Raw genomic sequence first — 19,073 nt, 5'->3', positions numbered from 1 at the left:
TTAATGATCCTGTTCATGACTCTTTTGCTTTAAAATTTTAGATATGGCTTTTGAAATTTTGATTTCACCCGTTGATTCAAGCAGTTCGTTTATATTTCTATGAAAATGCACTTTACCATCCTGCATAAAAATAATCTGGGTAATCATATCGTCAAGTTCGCTTAACAAATGAGAGGTAATCAAAATTAATTTTCCTTTTTCCTTTTCTTTAATAATTTTCTCCTTCAGGATTTCTGATGCCAGGGGATCCAATCCTGCAGTTGGCTCATCAAGTATAAGGACGTCAGGGTTAAAAAGAAAGGCTAATGTTGCACTTACTTTTTGGGTTGTTCCGCCGGAAAGCGTGCGCATTTGTTTATCATCCATCTTATCAAGTTTAAAAGCTTTAACTAAATCTTCATCCAGAATGTCTTTCGAATTCCTGATTTGCTTGATCATGGCAATAATTTGTCCAATAGTCATATGATCTGGATAGCGGCCTATCTGAGGCATATAGCCAATATTATTTCTATATTCAAACTTTCTAAGAATAGATTCTTTATTGAATAAAATATCACCGCTGTCCGGTAAAACCATTCCCAGGATGGATTTTATCAAGGTCGTTTTTCCGCAACCATTTGGACCAATAAGTGCAATGCACTCACCTGCGTTAAATTTCAGGTTTACATTTTGCAATACCTGAAGCTTGCCAAATTTTTTGTTTATATTTTGTAAAGTAATCATAACACAAGAGATTTCATTTCGGGGGTTTGGTCAACAAAATTATCCGGGGTAATACTTGGCAGAATCTTTTCTGACTTATCAAGAAGCGTAATCATAAAGCTCCTGAATAATAACATTGCAGAGGGATTGTTTTCTGTAAGCACTGCAAAAAGGCTCAAAGGGTGAAAAGGTACATCTCCAATTCCGTCCTTATTAAGGTCATAACCTTCATATTTATCCCAATAATTATTATTGAAATGGTTAAGAACTAAACTGCCATTGGTGCTTATATCAAATGTATTGGCGATAAAATTATTAAAGGAAATTTCGTTTTCCATACAGCTTGCCTGAATTTTCATTCCCCACCCGTTATCTCTAAAAATATTTTTTGAGAGGGCTACCCGGCTGGTTCCTTCCATATAAATTCCCGAAGTATTTCTGATGAATTTGTTTCCTATGATGTAACTATCAGAAATTTCTTTTAGCAATAAACCATACGCGGCATCTCCCCAGTTTTCTGCAAAATAATTATGGAACATTTTTACATTTTTGGTAAACATGACTGCCACTCCTGCCCCATTATTTTTAAACACATTGGAGATGTACGAATCATCATTAGAAAACATAAAATGAAGTCCGTATCGAATATTACTCTTTGAGATGTTCCTCCAAATAATAGAATTAGACACAAATTCAAAGTAAATCCCGTCCCGATGTCCTGAGACTTGGTTTCCGACAATTTGCAGGTTTTCACTTTTCCAGCAATGAATGCCATTCCCAATACGCTGCTCTTGTTTTTGATGGGCTTTTATTGTGTTATTTTTTATAATACAGCCAATTCCTTTTTGAACATAAATACCAAAAAAATTATTCTCCAGAATATTTTCTTTTATGGTAACCCCTGTTTTGTTATATATTTTAATACCGCAGGGATCATTCAGGGAGGCATACCCTGAATTTATGACTTTAAAACCTTCAATGGTTACACTATCAGCTTTGATAGAAACCACTTCATATTTTTTTTGGCCATCGAGGATAGGAAAGCCAATTCCCTGCAGTATTATTTTTTTATCTATCACTATGTTTCCTTCTCTATAAACACCTTTGTAAACCAACACCGTATCGCCGGGATTGGCCAGTTGTATAGCTTTTTTTATGGTTTTTATGGCTCTATTTTTTCCTACTTCAATCTTTTGAGAATGAAGACAGGTAAAAAAAAATGAGAAGCAAAGACAGAGAAGTATTTTCATGTTTAATTGATTGTAATTAGCATTTTCGTCCCAAAATTATTTTTCTAAAATTGACGCCCATTGTATCTCTGTTCCCTTTGATTCTGCTCCAAATGCTTGTGATTGGCTTTCAGTCGAGAATGCCGCAATGTTACCATGCATCGGACTTTTTATTGTGCCGCCTGAAATAAAAAAAGCTTTTTCTGCCTGAATTAGTTCATTTTCCTTTGTATAATCATGTACATAATAACTCTTAACCTTCATATCTGAATGTTCTTTACAATAGTTGACCATACAGGCAATATCATCAAACTTATATGCCCGGCCTTTTTGGGTAATAATTTCTGAGCCATATTTACCGTCACTTATTCCCATTTTACAATAATCACAATTGTCTGTATTTATTTTGATGGAAATTGGTCTATCTCCTGAACATGAAAAAAGAAAAGAAGCAATAATTAAAACGCTAAAAAATTTATTAAATCCTAAAGCTGATTTCCTCTCTTTAATTATAGCCAGAAAAAGCAAGACACCAACTGTAATGAGCATCCATCCACCTATATCAGGTATAGAATAAGCGCCAAAATTCAGCAACTGTTTATAGCCCAGTAATGGAGGCTGGTATGCCATACCTGGAACCCGTATGGCAGCATTCGGGTCTAAATTATGGCCATAGTCGTAATTCCACCGGTAAAAATCAATAGCAGCTAAAACTCCGAAAAGCACAAAAGAACAAAACAATATATACAAGGAATTTCGCTTAGCATAAAAAGAGCAGCTTAAAGCAATGATGCCAAACAATCCTAAAATGTAAGGCAGGATTTTAAACTCGATAAAATCTTCGGTATGAAGTGTTTTCATACCTATATAATGATTCAATCCGTTGATAATATCTACATCTCCTGCAATTTTTGTGGCATGAAGTTTTAAAACCAAACCTTCAGGATATTGTGGAGCTGTCAGTTCAATTTTCCACATGGGAACAAAAATGGACCCTATTAACAGAAAGCCACACACAAAAAGTACTGCTCTTGAAAAAATTGAAAGTATTTTATTTTTCATGATGATTCAAATAAAAAGGGAACAAAGAAAACTTTGTCCCCTTCACTGGTTATTAGTTATTCCTTTGGTAAATTCGTACCCAAACTATACGTAATTGGCACATTACTTCCTGCAGGTGAAACTCTAACATAACCCTGCATTTCCTGATGAAGTGCACTGCAGAAATCCGTGCAATAAAATGGAAAAATTCCTTTTTTCTGAGGAACCCATTTTAGTGTAATCGTTTCTCCGGGCATGATCAGCAACTCAGCAGTATTTGCCCCTTTAATAGCAAATCCGTGAGGAACGTCCCAATCCTGTTCCAAATTGGTAACGTGGAAATAAACTTCATCCCCTACTCGTATACCTTCAATATTATCGGGAGCAAAATGCGAACGTATACAAGTCATATAAACATGTACTTTTTTTCCCTCTCGGACCACTTTGGTTTCTTTTTCACCTCTGGCAACGTAAGGATGCAGATTATCTGCCATTTTGTAATATTTCAATTGACCGTTATTGCGTATTTTATCAGCTGGAATACCTTGCGCATAATGAGGTTCTCCAATGGTTGGATAATCCAATAAAAGCTTCATTTTATCCCCGCTAATGTCAAATAATTGTGCACTTTGCGCTAATTCCGGGCCAGTTGGTAAAAAGCGGTCTTTAGTGATTTTATTATAAACCACCATATATTTTCCAAATGGTTTCTCTGTATTGCCTCCCGGAATCATTAAATGCCCTGGAGAATAATAGGTGGCTTTTCTATCTAAAACTTTTAAATCTTTTATGCTCCATTTTACTACTTCAGAAGAAACAAACATTGTAGTATAGGCATTCCCTTTTCCGTCAAATTCGGTATGTAGTGGTCCTAAACCCGGTTTTTGAACTTCGCCATGAAGAGCGGCCTCATACTTAATCACAGGAATTCCTGCATAACTACCATCAAATTGTTTTTTGGCAATAGCATTTTTCAGTTTCGTAAAACTAAATACAGGAATAAGGGCTGCTAGTTTTCCACTTCCAACAATATATTCACCAGTTGGATCAATATCACACCCGTGTGGAGATTTAGGACAGGGAATCATATAACAGATATCTTTCAGTTCAGCAGCATCCAGAATCAATACTTCTTTCTTGATTTCAGATTTAGCCGTTTGGGTTTTCTCATCCCAGGTATTATGAACATAATTTGCCGGTACACGTTTTCCTTTTCCAGCTTTAATATACTCTTCAGCTTTTTTCCAATTGACGGCCATGATAAAATCCTTATCATTTTTAGAAGCGTTTACCTCAAGCAGGGTATTGGCCTGCTCAGTGTTGTAACAGGAGAAAAAGAACCAACCGTGAGATTCTTTTTTCCCCGGATGACTAAGATCAAAATTAACACCCGGAGTTACGATCTGAAAAGCAAGATCCAACTCTCCTTCTTTACCCACTTTTACAAAACTAAGGTGTCCTTTAAAGTTTTTCTTATATGTATTAATGGGTACATCTCCATCGTCATTATCTGCGGGAACGCTAAAACGGCTTGCCCCCACAATATACTCTGTGTTTTGCGTGATAAAAGGAGAAGAATGGTTTCCTCCACAATTTGGAAGCTCGATTATCTCAGCTGTTTTAAAAGTTTTCAGGTCAATACGTGCAATCCTTGGCGTATTATTGGCATTGGCAAAAAGCCAGCGCCCGTCAACTTCTCCATTGGTTTGAGATAAATCTAAATGATGCTGATCATCCCATGGCACATAACCATGCGAAGTATTCAACATGGCTTTTGTTTCTTCACTGTAACCATAGCCACTTTGTGGATCTTCTGAGAACACCGGCATAACCCTTAACAATCTACCGCTAGGAAGTCCATAAACACTTACCTGACCGCTGAAACCACCAGATACAAAATTGTAGAACTCATCATACTTACCTGGAGCAACGTAAACTTTTTGCGCAGCATCTCCATCGACAGTATCGCTGGAATCCTTGGGCTTGCAGGAAACAAAGAAGGCACAGCCTAACGCAACGGCAAAAACTGATTTTAATAATTTATTTTTCATAACATTCTCATTTGAATTTGAATTTTTTATTCTGGTTATTTCACGCCGTCGTTCTGGCGCATGTATTCAAGAATACTTCTGGCCTCATCATCGGTCAGACCTTGATTAGGCATACGAATCATACAGAGTTCTAATTGAGCCTGCAATTCAGGATCTTTATCAATCATAGGATCAGGATTGGTAATAAAATTCATAATCCATTGAGGAGTTCTGCGTCCTGTAACGCCTTTCCATCCAGGCCCTACCAATTTTTCATCTGTAGTTTTGTGACAGGATGTACATTTTACTTCGGCCACTTTTAATCCTTTTTCAGCCAGTGGCTGATCTAAGGAAGTACCAACTTCAACTGTAGAAAATTTTCCCAAGCCTCGTTTAGGATCGTATGATTCGGCGTCGGCTGTTTTTTCTGTAGCTGTAGGAGTTGAAAAATCCTGATCTGTATTCGATTTTTCTTTCCCACACGATACGAGCAAGAAAGAACCAAACATCGTTAATAAAAATAATCTGTTCATTACTAAGGTTTTTAATTTGTTAAACTTTAGAGCAAAATTCCAAAACTTGTATTACATAAAGTATGATCACAATCATAACATGAAAAAAAAGATCATGATACCTTCGTACTTTCAAAATACAGGTAATGAAATTTTGTATTTACATATTCCTTTTTGCAGTATTGTTCAGACCGCTATTTCCAATCTTGGATTACGCACTGAATTACAATTATATTTCTGCAGAATTATGCGAAAACAGGGATACTCCTAAACTAGAGTGTAATGGCAAATGCCATTTGAAGAAAGAGCTGGCAAAAGCCTTAAAAAATGAAACACCTTCCTCGAGTGAGAAAAAAGTTGAAATCACTGAAACTATTTTGCTATACTTTGAAAACATTCCCGTTTTTAATTTTCAAAACAACCAAAAAGTCATCTTAGAAATAAACTCACGATATAAAAATCTTTACGTTTATCTGAACACTTACTTTGTATTCCATCCCCCCATTTTCAAGTATTAATTTTTCGCTTATCTAATTTCTTCTCCTTCGGATTTGCATTCGACAGAAGCCTTACATCCATAATTTAAATTAATATTCAAATGAAAATTTTAAAACACATAGCCATTTTAGTGCTGTCCATTTCTCTGTTCTCATGCTCCTCAGATGATAATACCTCCACTCAGATTCCAATTGATGAAATCACCGGGCTGCAAAAAATTCAGGAAATATCCAATGACAATCATACTATAGAGCTTTATTCTCAAAGCGGTATTTTACTCCAGGGTTACAATCATATCACACTTAGAATTAAGGACAAAAAGACGAACAGCTATATTCAGGATGCCAAAATAAACTGGACACCTCTTATGCATATGGTTACAATGAAGCATTCTTGCCCAAAATCCGAAGTAATGAAAACTTCTGGCAAACAAACATTATATGAAGGTGACATTATCTTTCAAATGGCTCAAAATGATACTGAATACTGGGATCTTACAATTACATATACTGTAAATACCTTTTCTTACACAGCTGCTGATACTATTAAAGTTCTGGTATCTGCAAAAAAAACTGTAAGTACTTTTACAGGTACTGATGGCATTCGTTATTTGGTTGCCTATGTCGCTCCCCAAAATCCTAAAGTAGCCACGAACGCTATTAGCGTTGGTGTTTATAAAATGCAGGATATGATGACGTTTCCTGTCGTGAATAATTTCAAAATAAAAATGGATCCAAGAATGCCCAGCATGGGTAATCACGGTTCGCCTAATAATACCGATTTAACACAATCTACAACCGATGGCTTTTACAACGGAAAACTTTCTTTGACAATGACTGGCTATTGGAAAATTAATCTTCAACTTTTAAATGCTTCAGATAATGTACTTAAAGGAGAGCCTGTAACGACAGAAAATCCTGCAAGCAGTCTTTTCTTAGAAATCGAATTCTAAATATTGAATACTAACAAGAAAGAGATGGTTTTGACTGGCTCTTTCTTACAATTATCTTATGATGAAAAATATAACCGTAGTCCTTTTAGCTATCTTTTCGACAGCTTGCTGGGCACAGGAAAAAAAGAATGATAGTCTTGCAGCTGAAAATCTCCATGAAATTATAGTTATAGGAAGAAAAACACCTTTACATCTTAAACAGCCCAAATCGTTAACGTCTGTAGAAGATTATCTGATGGGTTCTTCAAAAATGAATATGATTAAAAGAGGTGCATATGCATGGGAACCTACGATTAACAATATGTCAACCGAGCGTACTGTAATTACCATTGATGGTATGCGGATTTTTGGTGCCTGTACCGATAAAATGGATCCCGTGACTTCTTATGTCGAGATTTCAAATTTATCTGAGGCAACAGTTGCCTCAGGTCAGCAGGCCAGCTGTCATGGCGCTACGATTGGAGGTTCGATAGATCTAAAACGAAATCAATATAAACACAGAAAAAACGGCTGGAATGGCAGTTTATCTTCTGGTTATGAAAGCAATAACCAGCAAAAGATTATTGGTGCCGCTTTAGGTTATACTGACAGTACCTTTTTTGCGTATGTTGATTTTATGCATCGTGATGCCGAAAACTACAAAGCGGGAAACGAAAAAGAAATTAATTTTTCTCAATTTACCAAGTACAATATTTCGGCAAATGCTGGCTATTTTATCGATAAGAAGAATGTACTCGAAACTTCGATTATTTATGATAAAGCTGTGAATGTTGGCTATCCGGCGCTTCCAATGGATGTTTTATTGGCAGAAGCTAAAATCATTTCATTGAGTTACAAGTACATTCCAGATTCTGCTGTTATTTCTGGTTGGGAAACAAAAGGATATTTTAATACCATTACCCATAAAATGGATGATACTAAAAGACCAGCAATTTCTATTCATATGGATATGCCGGGCTGGTCTGACACCTATGGTTTTTATTCTAAAATAAAAGGAAAACACGAAAATCATGAATTTCTAGCCGATTTGAATTCTTTTTATAATAAGGCTGTAGCCGAGATGACAATGTATCCTGTTGATCCAACTGAAAATCTGATGTTTATGTACACCTGGCCTGATGTTCGAACGCTATATAACGGATTATCATTAGAAGATATTATTACAATCTCACCCGAAACCATTCTTAGAATCAGCATTAATCTAGGTTTTCATTCTAATACAGTAGCCAATGATTTTGGACTACAAAGCCTTCGTATTTTTTATCCTGAAATGGATGCCACAAAAAACCGATCCTTAAAAAGCCTCTCCGGAAATTATACCAAAAATACTGGTAAGTTTGAATTTGGATTTGGTTTGGCTTATGCCGAAAGAGCACCTTCTGTTTCTGAAGGCTATGGCTTTTATCTGTATAACAGCAATGATTTTTACGATTATATAGGAAATCCAAATTTAAAAAATGAAAAAGCAGTAGAAGGAAACTTTTTTTTTGGTTATAAAAATGGCAGGCTAACGTCTAAAATTACGGCTTCGTATTTCTATATCTCAGATTATATCATCGGAAAAATTGACCCAGGCACGCTGCCTATGACGATTGGAGCATCGGGTATAAAAATCTACGACGATATTAATTATGCTATAATTTTTAATACTGATTTTAATCTTGAATACTCCTTTTTGCAAAACTGGAATTTAAAAACACAGATCGCCTACAGTCTGGGGAAAGATGATCAGGAAAACAACCTTCCATTTATAAGTCCGCTCCGATATAATGCCGGAATAGAGTTTAAAAAAGAAAAAATCAATGCGGGAATATTTGCCTCTGGAAATCTTGCACAAAATGACTTCGCAAAAGTATACGGGCAAACCAAAACACCCGATTACCTGATATTTAATATCAATGCAGGTTATAGCTTTAATTGGAATCAAAGCAAAATAAAAGCGCAAACAGGTATTGAAAATATTTTTGATAAATATTACGCTACTTTTTCAGACTGGAACAAAATACCACGAATGGGACGCAATGCTTTTATAAATCTTACTTATAGTTTTCACTAAGATTTGAAGCAAAATTAATCCGCCTTTATGATTAGAATCATAAACCAAAAAAAACGTTAGCCATACTTTTACAGTATTAAATTTCAATAACATTTAAAAACCAAAAACAATGAAAAAGTCTTTCAAGATTACCCTCGTAGCAGCCTTTGCAATTTTCAGTTTATTCTCATGCGGAAAAAAAGATTCAAAAGACATAGAAACAGTTGCAACACCCACAACTGAAGAAACTTACGAAGAAAATCCGATCGAAACCCCAGTCGCTACAAATGATCTTCAGATTGAGAGCAATGATCAAATGCAATATTCTGTAACTGAATTAAGAGCTCCCGCAGGAAAAATTACCCTTACACTAAAACATGTCGGCAAGATGGAAAAAATCGCAATGGGACATAATTTAGTAATTCTAAAACCTGGAACTGATATTTCTGATTTTGCACTTAAAGCTGTAGAGGCTAAAGACACAGATTACATACCAGCATCTGAAAAAGCAAAAGTAATTGCCCATACAAAAATAATTGGCGGCGGCGAAAGTGATGTTATCGAGTTTACAATAGACGAACCAGGAACTTACGATTTTATCTGTTCTTTCCCTGGACATGTATCGATGATGAAAGGAAAATTAATTGTAGAATAAAGCATTTTTTTAATAAAAAAACTAAAATCATTATAATGAGCAAGGAAAAAAAACTGTGGATAGGTTTTGCACTTGTGATGAGTATCTCTTTTTCTGTCTTAGGATATTACGGATACGAGATCTATCAGGAAGCACCTCCTATTCCAACCGAAATAGTCGGGCCAAACAACAACGTAATCTTTACCGCTGAGGAAATTAAGGATGGGCAGAATGTATGGCAAAGTATGGGTGGACAGGAAGTTGGTACTATTTGGGGACATGGTGCTTATGTAGCGCCAGACTGGACTGCAGACTGGCTGCATAGAGAAGCCGTGTTTATTTTGGATAAATTATCCGAGAAGGAATATGCAAAAACTTTTGCAGAACTGACAGAAGAGCAGCAGGCCACAATGAAAATCAGGCTACAAAATGATGTTCGCAAAAACACCTACGACAGTAGTACTGGCATCATAACCATTTCTCAAAACAGGATTGAAGCCATAGCCTATTTGAGTAAGTATTATGAAGGGTTGTTTATGGATGATCCCAAATTTGAGACACTACGCCATAATTATGCGATTCCAAAAATGTCTATAAAAGATCCGGAAAGAATGCATAAAATGAACGCTTTTTTCTTTTGGGCAACCTGGGCAACTGTAACAGAAAGACCAAATCAGAAAATTTCATACACACACAACTGGCCATCTGATGAATTAGTTGGAAATGTGGCTACCAAAGATCTTCTTGTATGGTCAGGAGTTAGTATCATACTGCTGTTATTTTGCATCGGTGTTCTAATTTTTTATCATGTGCGATCAGGCGAAGATGAGCATTTCGAAATACCAGTTCAGGATCCACTATTAAAACAAGGAATGACACCTTCGATGTTTCGAATAAAAAAATATCTTTGGGTCGTAAGTCTTTTAATTGTATTGCAAGTTGTAATGGGGGTCATTACTGCACACTACGGCGTAGAAGGAAACGGATTCTTTGGTATTCCTCTGGATCAGATTCTGCCTTACGCAGTAACAAGAACCTGGCATACTCAACTGGCTATATTCTGGATAGCAACCGCTTGGCTTGCAACTGGATTATACATTGCACCGGCTGTTGCAGGGAAAGACCCAAAATTTCAAACATTTGGTGTTGATTTTTTATTCTATGCTTTAATTCTAATTGTATTAGGCTCAATGGCCGGACAATGGTTTGGGGTAATGCAGAAACTTAATTTGGTAGAAAACTTCTGGTTTGGTCATCAAGGTTACGAATATGTAGATTTAGGTCGATTCTGGCAAATATTCCTTCTTGTAGGATTGTTTCTTTGGCTGGCATTAATGGTTCGTCCTTTACTTCCGGTACTGAAGAAAAAAACAGGCGAAAGAAATCTTATCATAATGTTCCTAATCTCATGTACCGCTATTGCTACTTTCTATGCAGCTGGCCTAATGTGGGGAAGACAGACCAATCTGGCAATTGCTGAATATTGGAGATGGTGGGTTGTGCATCTATGGGTAGAAGGCTTTTTTGAAGTGTTTGCTACTGTAGTAATTGCTTTCTTATTTGTTCGTTTAGGTCTGTTAAAAACAAAAACAGCAACGCTGAATGTTATTTTCTCTACTATCATTTTTATGTCTGGAGGAATTTTAGGAACATTTCATCATCTTTATTTCTCAGGAACGCCAACTGCTGTGATGGCTCTTGGGGCAACCTTTAGCGCTTTGGAGATTGTGCCTCTGGTTTTAATTGGGTATGAAGCCTACCATAACTACAAACTTTCAAAATCAACACAATGGATCAAGGATTATAAATGGCCTATCTATTTTATGATTGCTGTTGCTTTCTGGAATTTCTTAGGAGCCGGAGTATTTGGTTTTATCATTAATCCGCCTATTGCTTTATATTACGTTCAGGGCTTAAACACAACGCCTTTGCATGGACATACTGCCTTATTTGGAGTCTATGGAATGCTCGGAATTGGTTTGATGCTATTTGTGCTCCGCAGTTTGTACAGACATGAGATATGGAATGAAAAAGCAATGAAATTCATATTCTGGTCTACCAATATTGGATTGCTGGCTATGGCTTTATTGAGTCTTCTTCCTGTTGGAATTTGGCAAGCTATAGAAAGTATCGAGCACGGAATGTGGTATGCACGTTCGGCCGAACTAATGCAGCAGCCAGCGATGGTAACCTTGAAATGGCTTAGGGCTATCGGCGATACTATTTTCGGATTTGGAGTATTGGCATTGTGCTGGTTTGTCTTTGACCTTACCCTTAGAAAAAAAAGTTAGTAAACTAAAATAGAAACATCTGGGAGAATATACTCCCAGATGTTCTTTCAATCAAAGCCTTGAGCAACTTGTTTTGTACTTAAAATAAAAAATGATCTTTGGCGAACATTTAAGGAGTGATGTTCAAAAAAAACTCGGTATTATTAGTGCTTTAGATGTTTGAAAATTCAAAAAATACCGAACCTCTAAAAATGTTGCACATCAAGAATATGAATTCATATTTTAAAGGTAGCTTGATATTGGTTGACATAAGTCATTATTTAATTTATTAAAACGGGCCCCTACTACCGTTTTCATTGTGGCTACAGAAGTCGGAATCGTGTGCGAGTCTTTAAAAGCAGTATTTTATAAAAAGCTGATTCCGACTCCTTTCCACAAAGACTGATACGTAGTAAATACATCTTTATTAAAACAAATACAGGGAAAACTTATTTATATTTTAAAAGATACATAATAAGTGAAGCTTAAAATGCTCAAATCCATAAAAAATGCATAAACTTTCTTAAACCAAATAACATGCCTAAAACTGATATTCTAATAGTAGGTTCTGGTATTTCAGGTCTATTTTTTGCCATTAAAACGGCAAGAAAACGCCCCGATTTATCTATTTGTATCATGACAAAAGAAAAAGCTAACAACACCAATACGCAACTTGCGCAAGGAGGAATAGCTGTAGTCACCAATCAATTGAAGGATAGTTTTGAACAGCATATAAAAGATACGCTGAAATCTGGCGCTGGACTTTGTGATGAAGAAATTGTTAAAATGGTTATTCAACAAGCTCCCGAAAGATTAGAAGAACTAATAGAACTTGGTGCCACATTTGATAAAAATCAGGAAGGCCAATGGGATTTAGGTCTAGAAGGTGGCCATTCACAACATCGAATTCTACATCATAAAGACAGTTCAGGATTAGAAATTGAAAAAAAGGTTCTGTCGCATCTGTCAGAATCAAATATAAAAATTGAAGTAATTTAAAAGTTAGCCCGCCAATTTACAGAATGATTTAAACATAGTCATCCCTGGTCTAACCATTTGATTCTTTCTCAGCATATGCACAACTTCAATTCCGCTCAATGTTCGTCTTGCCGATTCAAAACTTTTAAAGCCTAACCCATTTTGTATCCTCCATTTTATAAATCGATGGTCCTGTTCGACAATATTGTTGAGATATTTACACTGCCGGATTTTAATCTTTGTGAATGAACGTTTGTTATAGACTTTGATAGCGGCAGTATTAGAACCGCTTTTATCAATGTTTACTACTCTTGGTCTGTAGTTATTACTAATTGCTTTAATTAGAAATGACTGCGCACTCATTCTTTGTCTTTTTCTGGTCAAAAGAAAATCAACCGTATTGCCTAATTTATCTACTGCCCTATATAAATAACACCAAATACCTTTTACTTTGATGTAGGTCTCATCCAATCTCCAACTCTCCCCCACTCTGCCTTTTCTCTTCTTCATTTCTGCCTCAAGCAAAGGTGCAAACTTGTAAACCCAACGCTGAATCGTCGCATGATCCACAATGACTCCTCTAATCTTCATTAGTTCTTCAACATCACGGTAACTAAGTGTAAATCTTAGCTTGAAATATACTGCCTGAAGAATTATGTATTTTGGATAACAATGACCTTTAGTATTCATCTTTTGATCGGTTTAAAATTCTAAAGATAAAAGTTATTCCCAGATGCGACAGAACCACTATCTATCATAAGTACAAAAAGCGTTACGGTTCCAAACGTATTGCTGCAGAACTCCAATTTATGGGATATAAAATATCATCCACGACAGTCTACAAATACATGCACGAACTGGATCTGCCTGTCAAGACAAAAAAAATTAAAGGAAATCCGGCATATCAAATATCTGTAAGGAATCTGAGCGGGCATTGAATTTTATCAGCAGTGCAACATCCCTATAGCGAATGCGTTTATCACATGTGCCCCTCAAGCCGAAAGCTGCAAAAGAAAGAAAGAAAGAAAGAAAGAAAGAAAGAAAGAAAGAAAGAAAGAAAGAAAAGAACACGTTCAAAAAAAACAATGTTCTTTCCTTGTGCAGCAAAATCGCAGTAATTAAAGCGGCGGCAAAAACAGTATAACGCATAACATAATCAGGCCGTAAATGGCAAACAGCACAAAAAGCTCTCTTTTATGCCGTCGCCTAATCTGAGCCAGTCTTGCTTTGAGTGCAGCCTTTTCTGACGCAATAATATCAAGGTATCTGTCTGGCATGTCTACAAAAATCTAAAAATGCATATACATTTATCGGTCCCATTTTTCTAAAATCCAGGCAGCACCTGAACACCGACCACCACTTTGCTGCTTCTGATTTTCTCATCGCTTCCGAAAGCATTCACTATTGCCGATATTCGGAACTGGTTGAGCATCGTCACTCCTGCTATTATCTTCCCGTTGAGAAATGGCTTTTCGTTATGGAGTCCCAGATTATTATAAAATTCATTTGTTCCTACGGTATAATTTGCATTTCCCTGCAGAAAAAAATTGAACTTCTTATTATCGGAAGAAATACCAAGATAGGCATTCAGCCCAGCTGTGCCATTTCCTGTAGACGTATTGACATTGCTGCTAAACCCTTCCAGATCCATCGCTCCTCTTAAATTGGCATATCCATAAAATGTGATCTGGTCACCGTTATTCTGGTTTGTTGTAAAAACTGGCAGGATTACGTCGAGATAAAAGTTGCCCCCTCCGTTTATCAGGCGGCTGAAAGCTTCCTGTTCGGTTTTCTTCTTTGTCTGTTCATCTGGCGCTTCTTGCGTATCGGCGCTCTTGCTGTTGGAAATCGAAAGCACACTGCCAAAGGATACGCGCAGCGCCCACATATTATCTGTTACCACTTCTGTCTGTACTGCGGAAGCATCACTGTTGGCGTTTAAGGCAAAAGAGTTCAGCAGTATGGTTTTATCAGTCTTATTGCTGTACATATCGTGAAAAAACTTTTTACGGTTAATTTTTTTCCATGAAGGAAAAAACCATGGAAATTTACCGAAAGCAGCCACTGTTTCATCCCTTTCAATCTCAAGGGCCGCTATTTCCTTTCTCTTTTTTGCTATCAGATTGTAAATGGAATCTATCTGTCCAAGCGTAAGCTTGTCGCTTTTCAGGCCTTGGGCGTATACATTATTGATGGTATCCCTTTTCTGATTGATCAATTTATTGAAAAGTTCGCTATAATCTTTTTTCGCATCTACATTTCCGTAAATCTGAAGGGCATTAATCAGATCGGTGTTTACCTGTTTTTCGGCTGTGATGGCGGCTATTTTATTTATGTCTTTCTCATTCTTAGCTTCCGCGTCCAGCGCATCATTTTTTGCCTTCAATGTTTCTACCTTATCATCAATTTTTTTGGTGTAGGAATCGCTGAAATAAGACACGCGCTGTGCTTCATTAATGGAAGGTGTCTGGGCCTGCAGCTTTAAAGCAAAGCAGATGAGAAGTACAGCAGAAATGTAATTTTTTCTCATGTTATTTTGGTTATTTAAGGGTTACTTGCTCGTAGTATTATGCATTAGTCCATAAGGAGCTATAGCACTGGTTTACAGTTCAAATATATACTTTTAAGATAATGATTCAACGAGTATTTATACGTATTTTTGTACTAAAAAAAAGAAAAAAAAACATTTATTTTTATTCAAAGCGGCAAAGTCTGCCGGATCCCAAATACAAAAAACAAAACATTCCGATTTACAGAGTGCAAAATCATCACTAAAAAAATCTATCTTGGCAGAAGCAGCATCAAAAAACAGAAAATGAAACCTAAATTGAACCAGAAGGCATAATTTTACGTATATTTAAAATAAAGACTCCGCATCATGGGAACCTCATCTATTATACAAGAAATCCTTCAAATTCTTTCTGTCAGATATGGGATGAGCTGTTCTCTGGAAGAACTGTCACAATTAATTGGCCCGGCCGTTGACACCTCCAAGCAAACCTCGAGCGGCAATCCGGCTGAAAAGGAAAAACAGGCATTAATACTGGAAACTCTCATCCTGCTCCACGATCGAGGTTTAATCTTTTTAGATTCCGCTACAGACAGAAGCGTGATTACAATAAAAGGACTGCTTAAAATCCATAATAGTATTTTATGCAATTAACTTCAGAATGATGCAGCTGCCCAGCTCATTTTCCTTTAATTGGAATGAAACGCTACGCGGTCAACCCTTCTTTTTTTTACCACCAGATTGAGCCTCATGGTCATTGACAATAGAAGAACGAAAGGTTTTGAGCTCGATCTTACAGTCGGGATTATCTGCGACCATCCCCACAAATTTACCTGACCTTAAAGACGGAATCTTCGATGGCGGCACTGCGGCTTTGAGCTGTCTGGGTACGGCTGCCAGCCTTATGATTATGATAACGAAACATTGGGCACATTTCTGCTTCCATTTGCATTTCAATATACCGGCAGTTCACTGCTCAGCATTTCAATTGTGGTGGGATTTTGGGGTATTATGTATGGACCATGCTTCCTAATTGGCGTCGGCCATATGGTATCGGCTGCATCTGATGCAAAAGAATTTGCGAACAGTCTTCAGACTTCGTTTGGAAATCTTGGTGTTTCCCTAGGTACTTCTATAGACGGGTGGTTTATTAATCATTACGGAATATCAATTACGCCATGGATTGGTCTGGCTTTCGGTGCACTGGCTGTAATTGTAATTTTTTGGAGAGCCTCGCTGGATAGAGCTATTAAAGCTGAGTACCTTTAAGATTTGTAAAAAATATTATTCAAAATTGAAGTCTTTGAAGACCGCATTTTTTTTGAGAAAAGTGTATATAATTTGATTCTTTTGTATAGCATACTCAGGATGGACTTGATTCTATTTTTAAACAAATGCTTAAGCCACATCTAAACCAAATCACCAAAACCACTGAAAGACAAATATCTACATATAATAAGCCAATTTCTTCAAATCATCCAAAAAAATGTTGAATTTATCCCGTCGGTCACTTAAAGAGACAACTATATAATAGTTGTCTCTTTTTTTATGCACTAATGTGTAGATTTTTTAAGCCTTTTGTTGTCCAACTGAGGATAAAAATTGATTCATTTCTATCTCATCATTATTAAAATCCCGCTCTTTCATTGGGCTATCTTTAACTAATTCTAACCCGAATATTTTCTTTATAAATTCTGGAAGCATATTGAGAATATTTTCGTCAGCAATTACTTTTTCAGGAAAAAAAAGCCTCGCGATTCTTTGTTTCATTAAAACATCTGACAGCTTATAAACCTCTGCTAAGCGATAGAATATACTATCTCCTGCATTCTTTCCATAAATCCCTGCCCCTGCATTTAAGGCCAGCTCACGCAATTCCGAAGCATATTTTTTCAAATAAGCTTTACAGTTTTCCTTTATCAGAAAATAATCATCATAATCAATTTTTCCTTCTGAAAAAAGCTTATGCGCATTTAAGCTTCTATCAATTGATCCGTCCATTGCTTTTCCAATCTCACGCTTTTTTATTTGATAGTCCTGCTGTCTTCCCTTATCAATCTCTTTCAATAAATCATTTGCTCTTTTGCAGAAAGAAACATCAATCTTGATATCCTGAAGAAACATCTGAAAGCCCGCATTAATATAGTCAGCCCTGATTCTATATTTGCATTTTCCGGTACAATAATAGTAATAGTATTTCCTGCTCCTTCCCTGTGAAGAACTTCCTGTCAGTGTTTTTCCGCAATCAGGGCATAGCAGAATTCCTCTTAATAAATAGTTTTCATTAAGAACTCTTTTCTTTTTAACAAGTCTAGAGTTTATTAGATTTCTTAATTTTTTTTGTACTTGTTCAAAAAGTGCCACTGATACAATTCCTGCATGCAGTCCGTCAATAATCCTGCTCTTTTCATCTCCAGTTTCAGGAATTTTGATCTGTCCGCAATAAATAGGATTTCGCACTAATATATAAAAGGCACTTCTGCTGCATTTTAAGCCTTTAGCCAAAGCCTCTTTATATATCTCTGACAGCGTAACTCTTTTTGCCTTAATTATTTCTTCAAACACTTCCCTAATTATAAAAGCTTCAGGAGCATAGACAGCAATATACTTTTTTCCATCTGCTATTATTTTATTCCTATATCCTAAAGGAGCCTTATTTATCCAGCGTCCCTCCAGTCTCGCTTTCTGAAGACCTAGACTTACGTTCCGGCTTTTCTTATCATTTTCAACTTCAGATGTGGCCAGATATACTGCAAGTATGATCTTGCTTTCGGGTATGGAAAAATCAATCGGCTGATCTATGGCTTGGAGCGATACTCCTAATTTTTGAAGTTTCTCAAGCATTATGTAGGCATCTGTAATATTACGGCTAAATCTGTCTCAGTATGTAAAAAGAATAGTTGCAGGAGAATTTTTAAGATATTTGATCTTTGTCATTAATTTATTCCACGCCGGACGGTTAAATGTTTTAGCCGAAAAATCCTCAAATATCGTTTCAGCAATAACGAGACTGTTATATTTACAGTAATGCACAAGCCGTTCTAACTGGCTGCGCTGGGAATATCCTTTTACAGCCTGCTCATCGGTACTTACTCGTATGTACAGATAAACCACAGGCATAAGCAGGTAGATTTTACGGGGAAATCATTATTATTTAAAACGTAAAATTTAGGAAATTATTAGATGTGTAAAATGCTAAATATAAACTACCTGTACTTACAAGTTTATCAGTAAATTGTATTTTGAAAAATAAAAATCTGCCCGCCAGCATTAAAATAATCTTATATTTTAATGTGTGATTCTTGAAAAACTGCTAAATATATTACGCAACATTGCTTCGTACAATACAGGAAAGATCCTGGCAGTGGGTGCAATTATACCTCAGATTTTGTCTTAAATACAGCCCTCTAAACCATTTAGTCGGTTTAGAGGGCTAAAACAACCTCTTTTAAGCACCTGGGCTTATGCTTATGTGGCTTAAGCTCCGGATGCTTTTCCTTATTGGGTGGATTGACACGCGGTCTTCTATCGGGAGTACCGTCCTCTTTTTAGGTTTCGGTCCCGGTTTAATGGCTTGAATTTCCATAGCAAACTGTTTTAGATTATTAAATAATTTGTTTGTACTCATCACAAATATTCTTAATAACTTTCATTCCTTATTACGGAAAACCATAATTCGAGAA

The 19,073-nt window shown here is 36.4% G+C and carries 16 protein-coding genes and 1 pseudogene; 8 read left to right on the top strand and 9 right to left on the bottom strand.

The genetic code is table 11. The features are described 5' to 3' along the window. The 5 genes from GSY47_RS12090 to GSY47_RS12070 are packed head-to-tail and all read right to left on the bottom strand — an operon-like array spanning position 1 to position 5,535. Positions 1-723 (bottom strand): ABC transporter ATP-binding protein, encoded by a 723-nt coding sequence (locus tag GSY47_RS12090; protein WP_056205589.1) that lies wholly within the window; start codon positions 721-723, stop codon positions 1-3. Continuing rightward, positions 720-1,952 carry a nitrous oxide reductase family maturation protein NosD gene (locus tag GSY47_RS12085; RefSeq protein WP_179006581.1) on the bottom strand — a complete coding sequence of 411 codons (1,233 nt, stop codon included), beginning with the start codon at positions 1,950-1,952 and terminating at the stop codon, positions 720-722. Before GSY47_RS12085 ends, GSY47_RS12090 begins: the two co-directional genes overlap by 4 nt. 36 nt (positions 1,953-1,988) lie before the next feature. Next, entirely contained in the window at positions 1,989-2,993 is a 1,005-nt protein-coding gene (locus tag GSY47_RS12080) for a nitrous oxide reductase accessory protein NosL (RefSeq protein ID WP_056205592.1), read from the bottom strand. 56 nt (positions 2,994-3,049) lie between these two features. Next, positions 3,050-5,023, bottom strand: a complete 1,974-nt coding sequence (gene nosZ, locus GSY47_RS12075) for a Sec-dependent nitrous-oxide reductase (protein WP_131423942.1) — start codon at positions 5,021-5,023, stop codon at positions 3,050-3,052. A 35-nt stretch (positions 5,024-5,058) separates the two neighbouring features. Next, positions 5,059-5,535, bottom strand: coding sequence for a c-type cytochrome (locus GSY47_RS12070; RefSeq protein WP_056205596.1), 477 nt, complete (start codon positions 5,533-5,535; stop codon positions 5,059-5,061). 577 nt (positions 5,536-6,112) lie between these two features. Here GSY47_RS12070 and GSY47_RS12065 point away from each other — a divergent pair. The 5 genes from GSY47_RS12065 to GSY47_RS12045 all read left to right on the top strand — a co-directional run bounded on the left by GSY47_RS12065 (position 6,113) and on the right by GSY47_RS12045 (position 12,902). Beyond that, positions 6,113-6,964, top strand: coding sequence for a FixH family protein (locus tag GSY47_RS12065; protein ID WP_056205597.1), 852 nt, complete (start codon positions 6,113-6,115; stop codon positions 6,962-6,964). A 58-nt stretch (positions 6,965-7,022) separates the two neighbouring features. Beyond that, on the top strand, positions 7,023-9,020 hold the full coding sequence (locus GSY47_RS12060) for a TonB-copper family protein (protein WP_246611326.1): 1,998 nt from the start codon (positions 7,023-7,025) through the stop codon (positions 9,018-9,020). A 109-nt stretch (positions 9,021-9,129) separates the two neighbouring features. Then, a complete protein-coding gene (gene azu, locus GSY47_RS12055; protein ID WP_179006579.1) occupies positions 9,130-9,654 on the top strand; it encodes an azurin in 525 nt (174 codons plus the stop codon). Positions 9,655-9,689: 35 nt separating this feature from the next. Beyond that, positions 9,690-11,924, top strand: coding sequence for a nitric-oxide reductase large subunit (locus GSY47_RS12050; protein WP_179006578.1), 2,235 nt, complete (start codon positions 9,690-9,692; stop codon positions 11,922-11,924). A gap of 516 nt (positions 11,925-12,440) precedes the next feature. Further along, a complete protein-coding gene (locus tag GSY47_RS12045) occupies positions 12,441-12,902 on the top strand; it encodes an FAD-binding protein (protein WP_246611325.1) in 462 nt (153 codons plus the stop codon). A 3-nt stretch (positions 12,903-12,905) separates the two neighbouring features. On the opposite strand, the gene GSY47_RS12040 is transcribed toward GSY47_RS12045, so the two are convergent. Then, positions 12,906-13,571: an IS6 family transposase gene (locus tag GSY47_RS12040; RefSeq protein WP_129022526.1), complete on the bottom strand. Its 666-nt coding sequence runs from the start codon at positions 13,569-13,571 to the stop codon at positions 12,906-12,908. 17 nt (positions 13,572-13,588) lie between these two features. On the opposite strand from GSY47_RS12040, the gene GSY47_RS26425 reads away from it, so the two are divergent. After that, complete coding sequence (locus GSY47_RS26425) at positions 13,589-13,819, top strand: IS3 family transposase (protein WP_129022539.1); 231 nt, start codon at positions 13,589-13,591, stop codon at positions 13,817-13,819. 386 nt (positions 13,820-14,205) lie between these two features. Here GSY47_RS26425 and GSY47_RS12030 read toward each other — a convergent pair whose 3' ends face one another. Then, the gene (locus GSY47_RS12030; protein WP_129022527.1) at positions 14,206-15,411 is read right to left on the bottom strand and encodes a hypothetical protein; all 1,206 of its coding nucleotides are present in this window, start codon (positions 15,409-15,411) and stop codon (positions 14,206-14,208) included. Between the two features lie 348 nt (positions 15,412-15,759). Between GSY47_RS12030 and GSY47_RS12025 the strand changes: the two genes are divergently transcribed. Together GSY47_RS12025 and GSY47_RS12020 are read left to right on the top strand one after the other, a co-directional pair. Continuing rightward, the gene (locus tag GSY47_RS12025; protein ID WP_129022528.1) at positions 15,760-16,044 is read left to right on the top strand and encodes a hypothetical protein; all 285 of its coding nucleotides are present in this window, start codon (positions 15,760-15,762) and stop codon (positions 16,042-16,044) included. A 270-nt stretch (positions 16,045-16,314) separates the two neighbouring features. Then, entirely contained in the window at positions 16,315-16,659 is a 345-nt protein-coding gene (locus GSY47_RS12020) for an MFS transporter (protein WP_179003763.1), read from the top strand. Between the two features lie 300 nt (positions 16,660-16,959). On the opposite strand, the gene GSY47_RS26295 is transcribed toward GSY47_RS12020, so the two are convergent. Together GSY47_RS26295 and GSY47_RS26355 are read right to left on the bottom strand one after the other, a co-directional pair. Beyond that, positions 16,960-17,754: a zinc ribbon domain-containing protein gene (locus GSY47_RS26295; protein ID WP_317197928.1), complete on the bottom strand. Its 795-nt coding sequence runs from the start codon at positions 17,752-17,754 to the stop codon at positions 16,960-16,962. After that, positions 17,731-18,510: pseudogene (locus GSY47_RS26355) on the bottom strand (recombinase family protein); the annotation flags it as partial. The pseudogene GSY47_RS26355 and the gene GSY47_RS26295, both read right to left, overlap by 24 nt. Positions 18,511-19,073: the final 563 nt, after the last annotated feature.

It is taken from the genome of Flavobacterium quisquiliarum (assembly GCF_019308285.1).
GTDB classification, from domain to species: domain Bacteria; phylum Bacteroidota; class Bacteroidia; order Flavobacteriales; family Flavobacteriaceae; genus Flavobacterium; species Flavobacterium quisquiliarum.
Note: the sequence above shows the minus strand (reverse complement) of the source record. Positions and strands in the feature narration are given on the sequence as shown.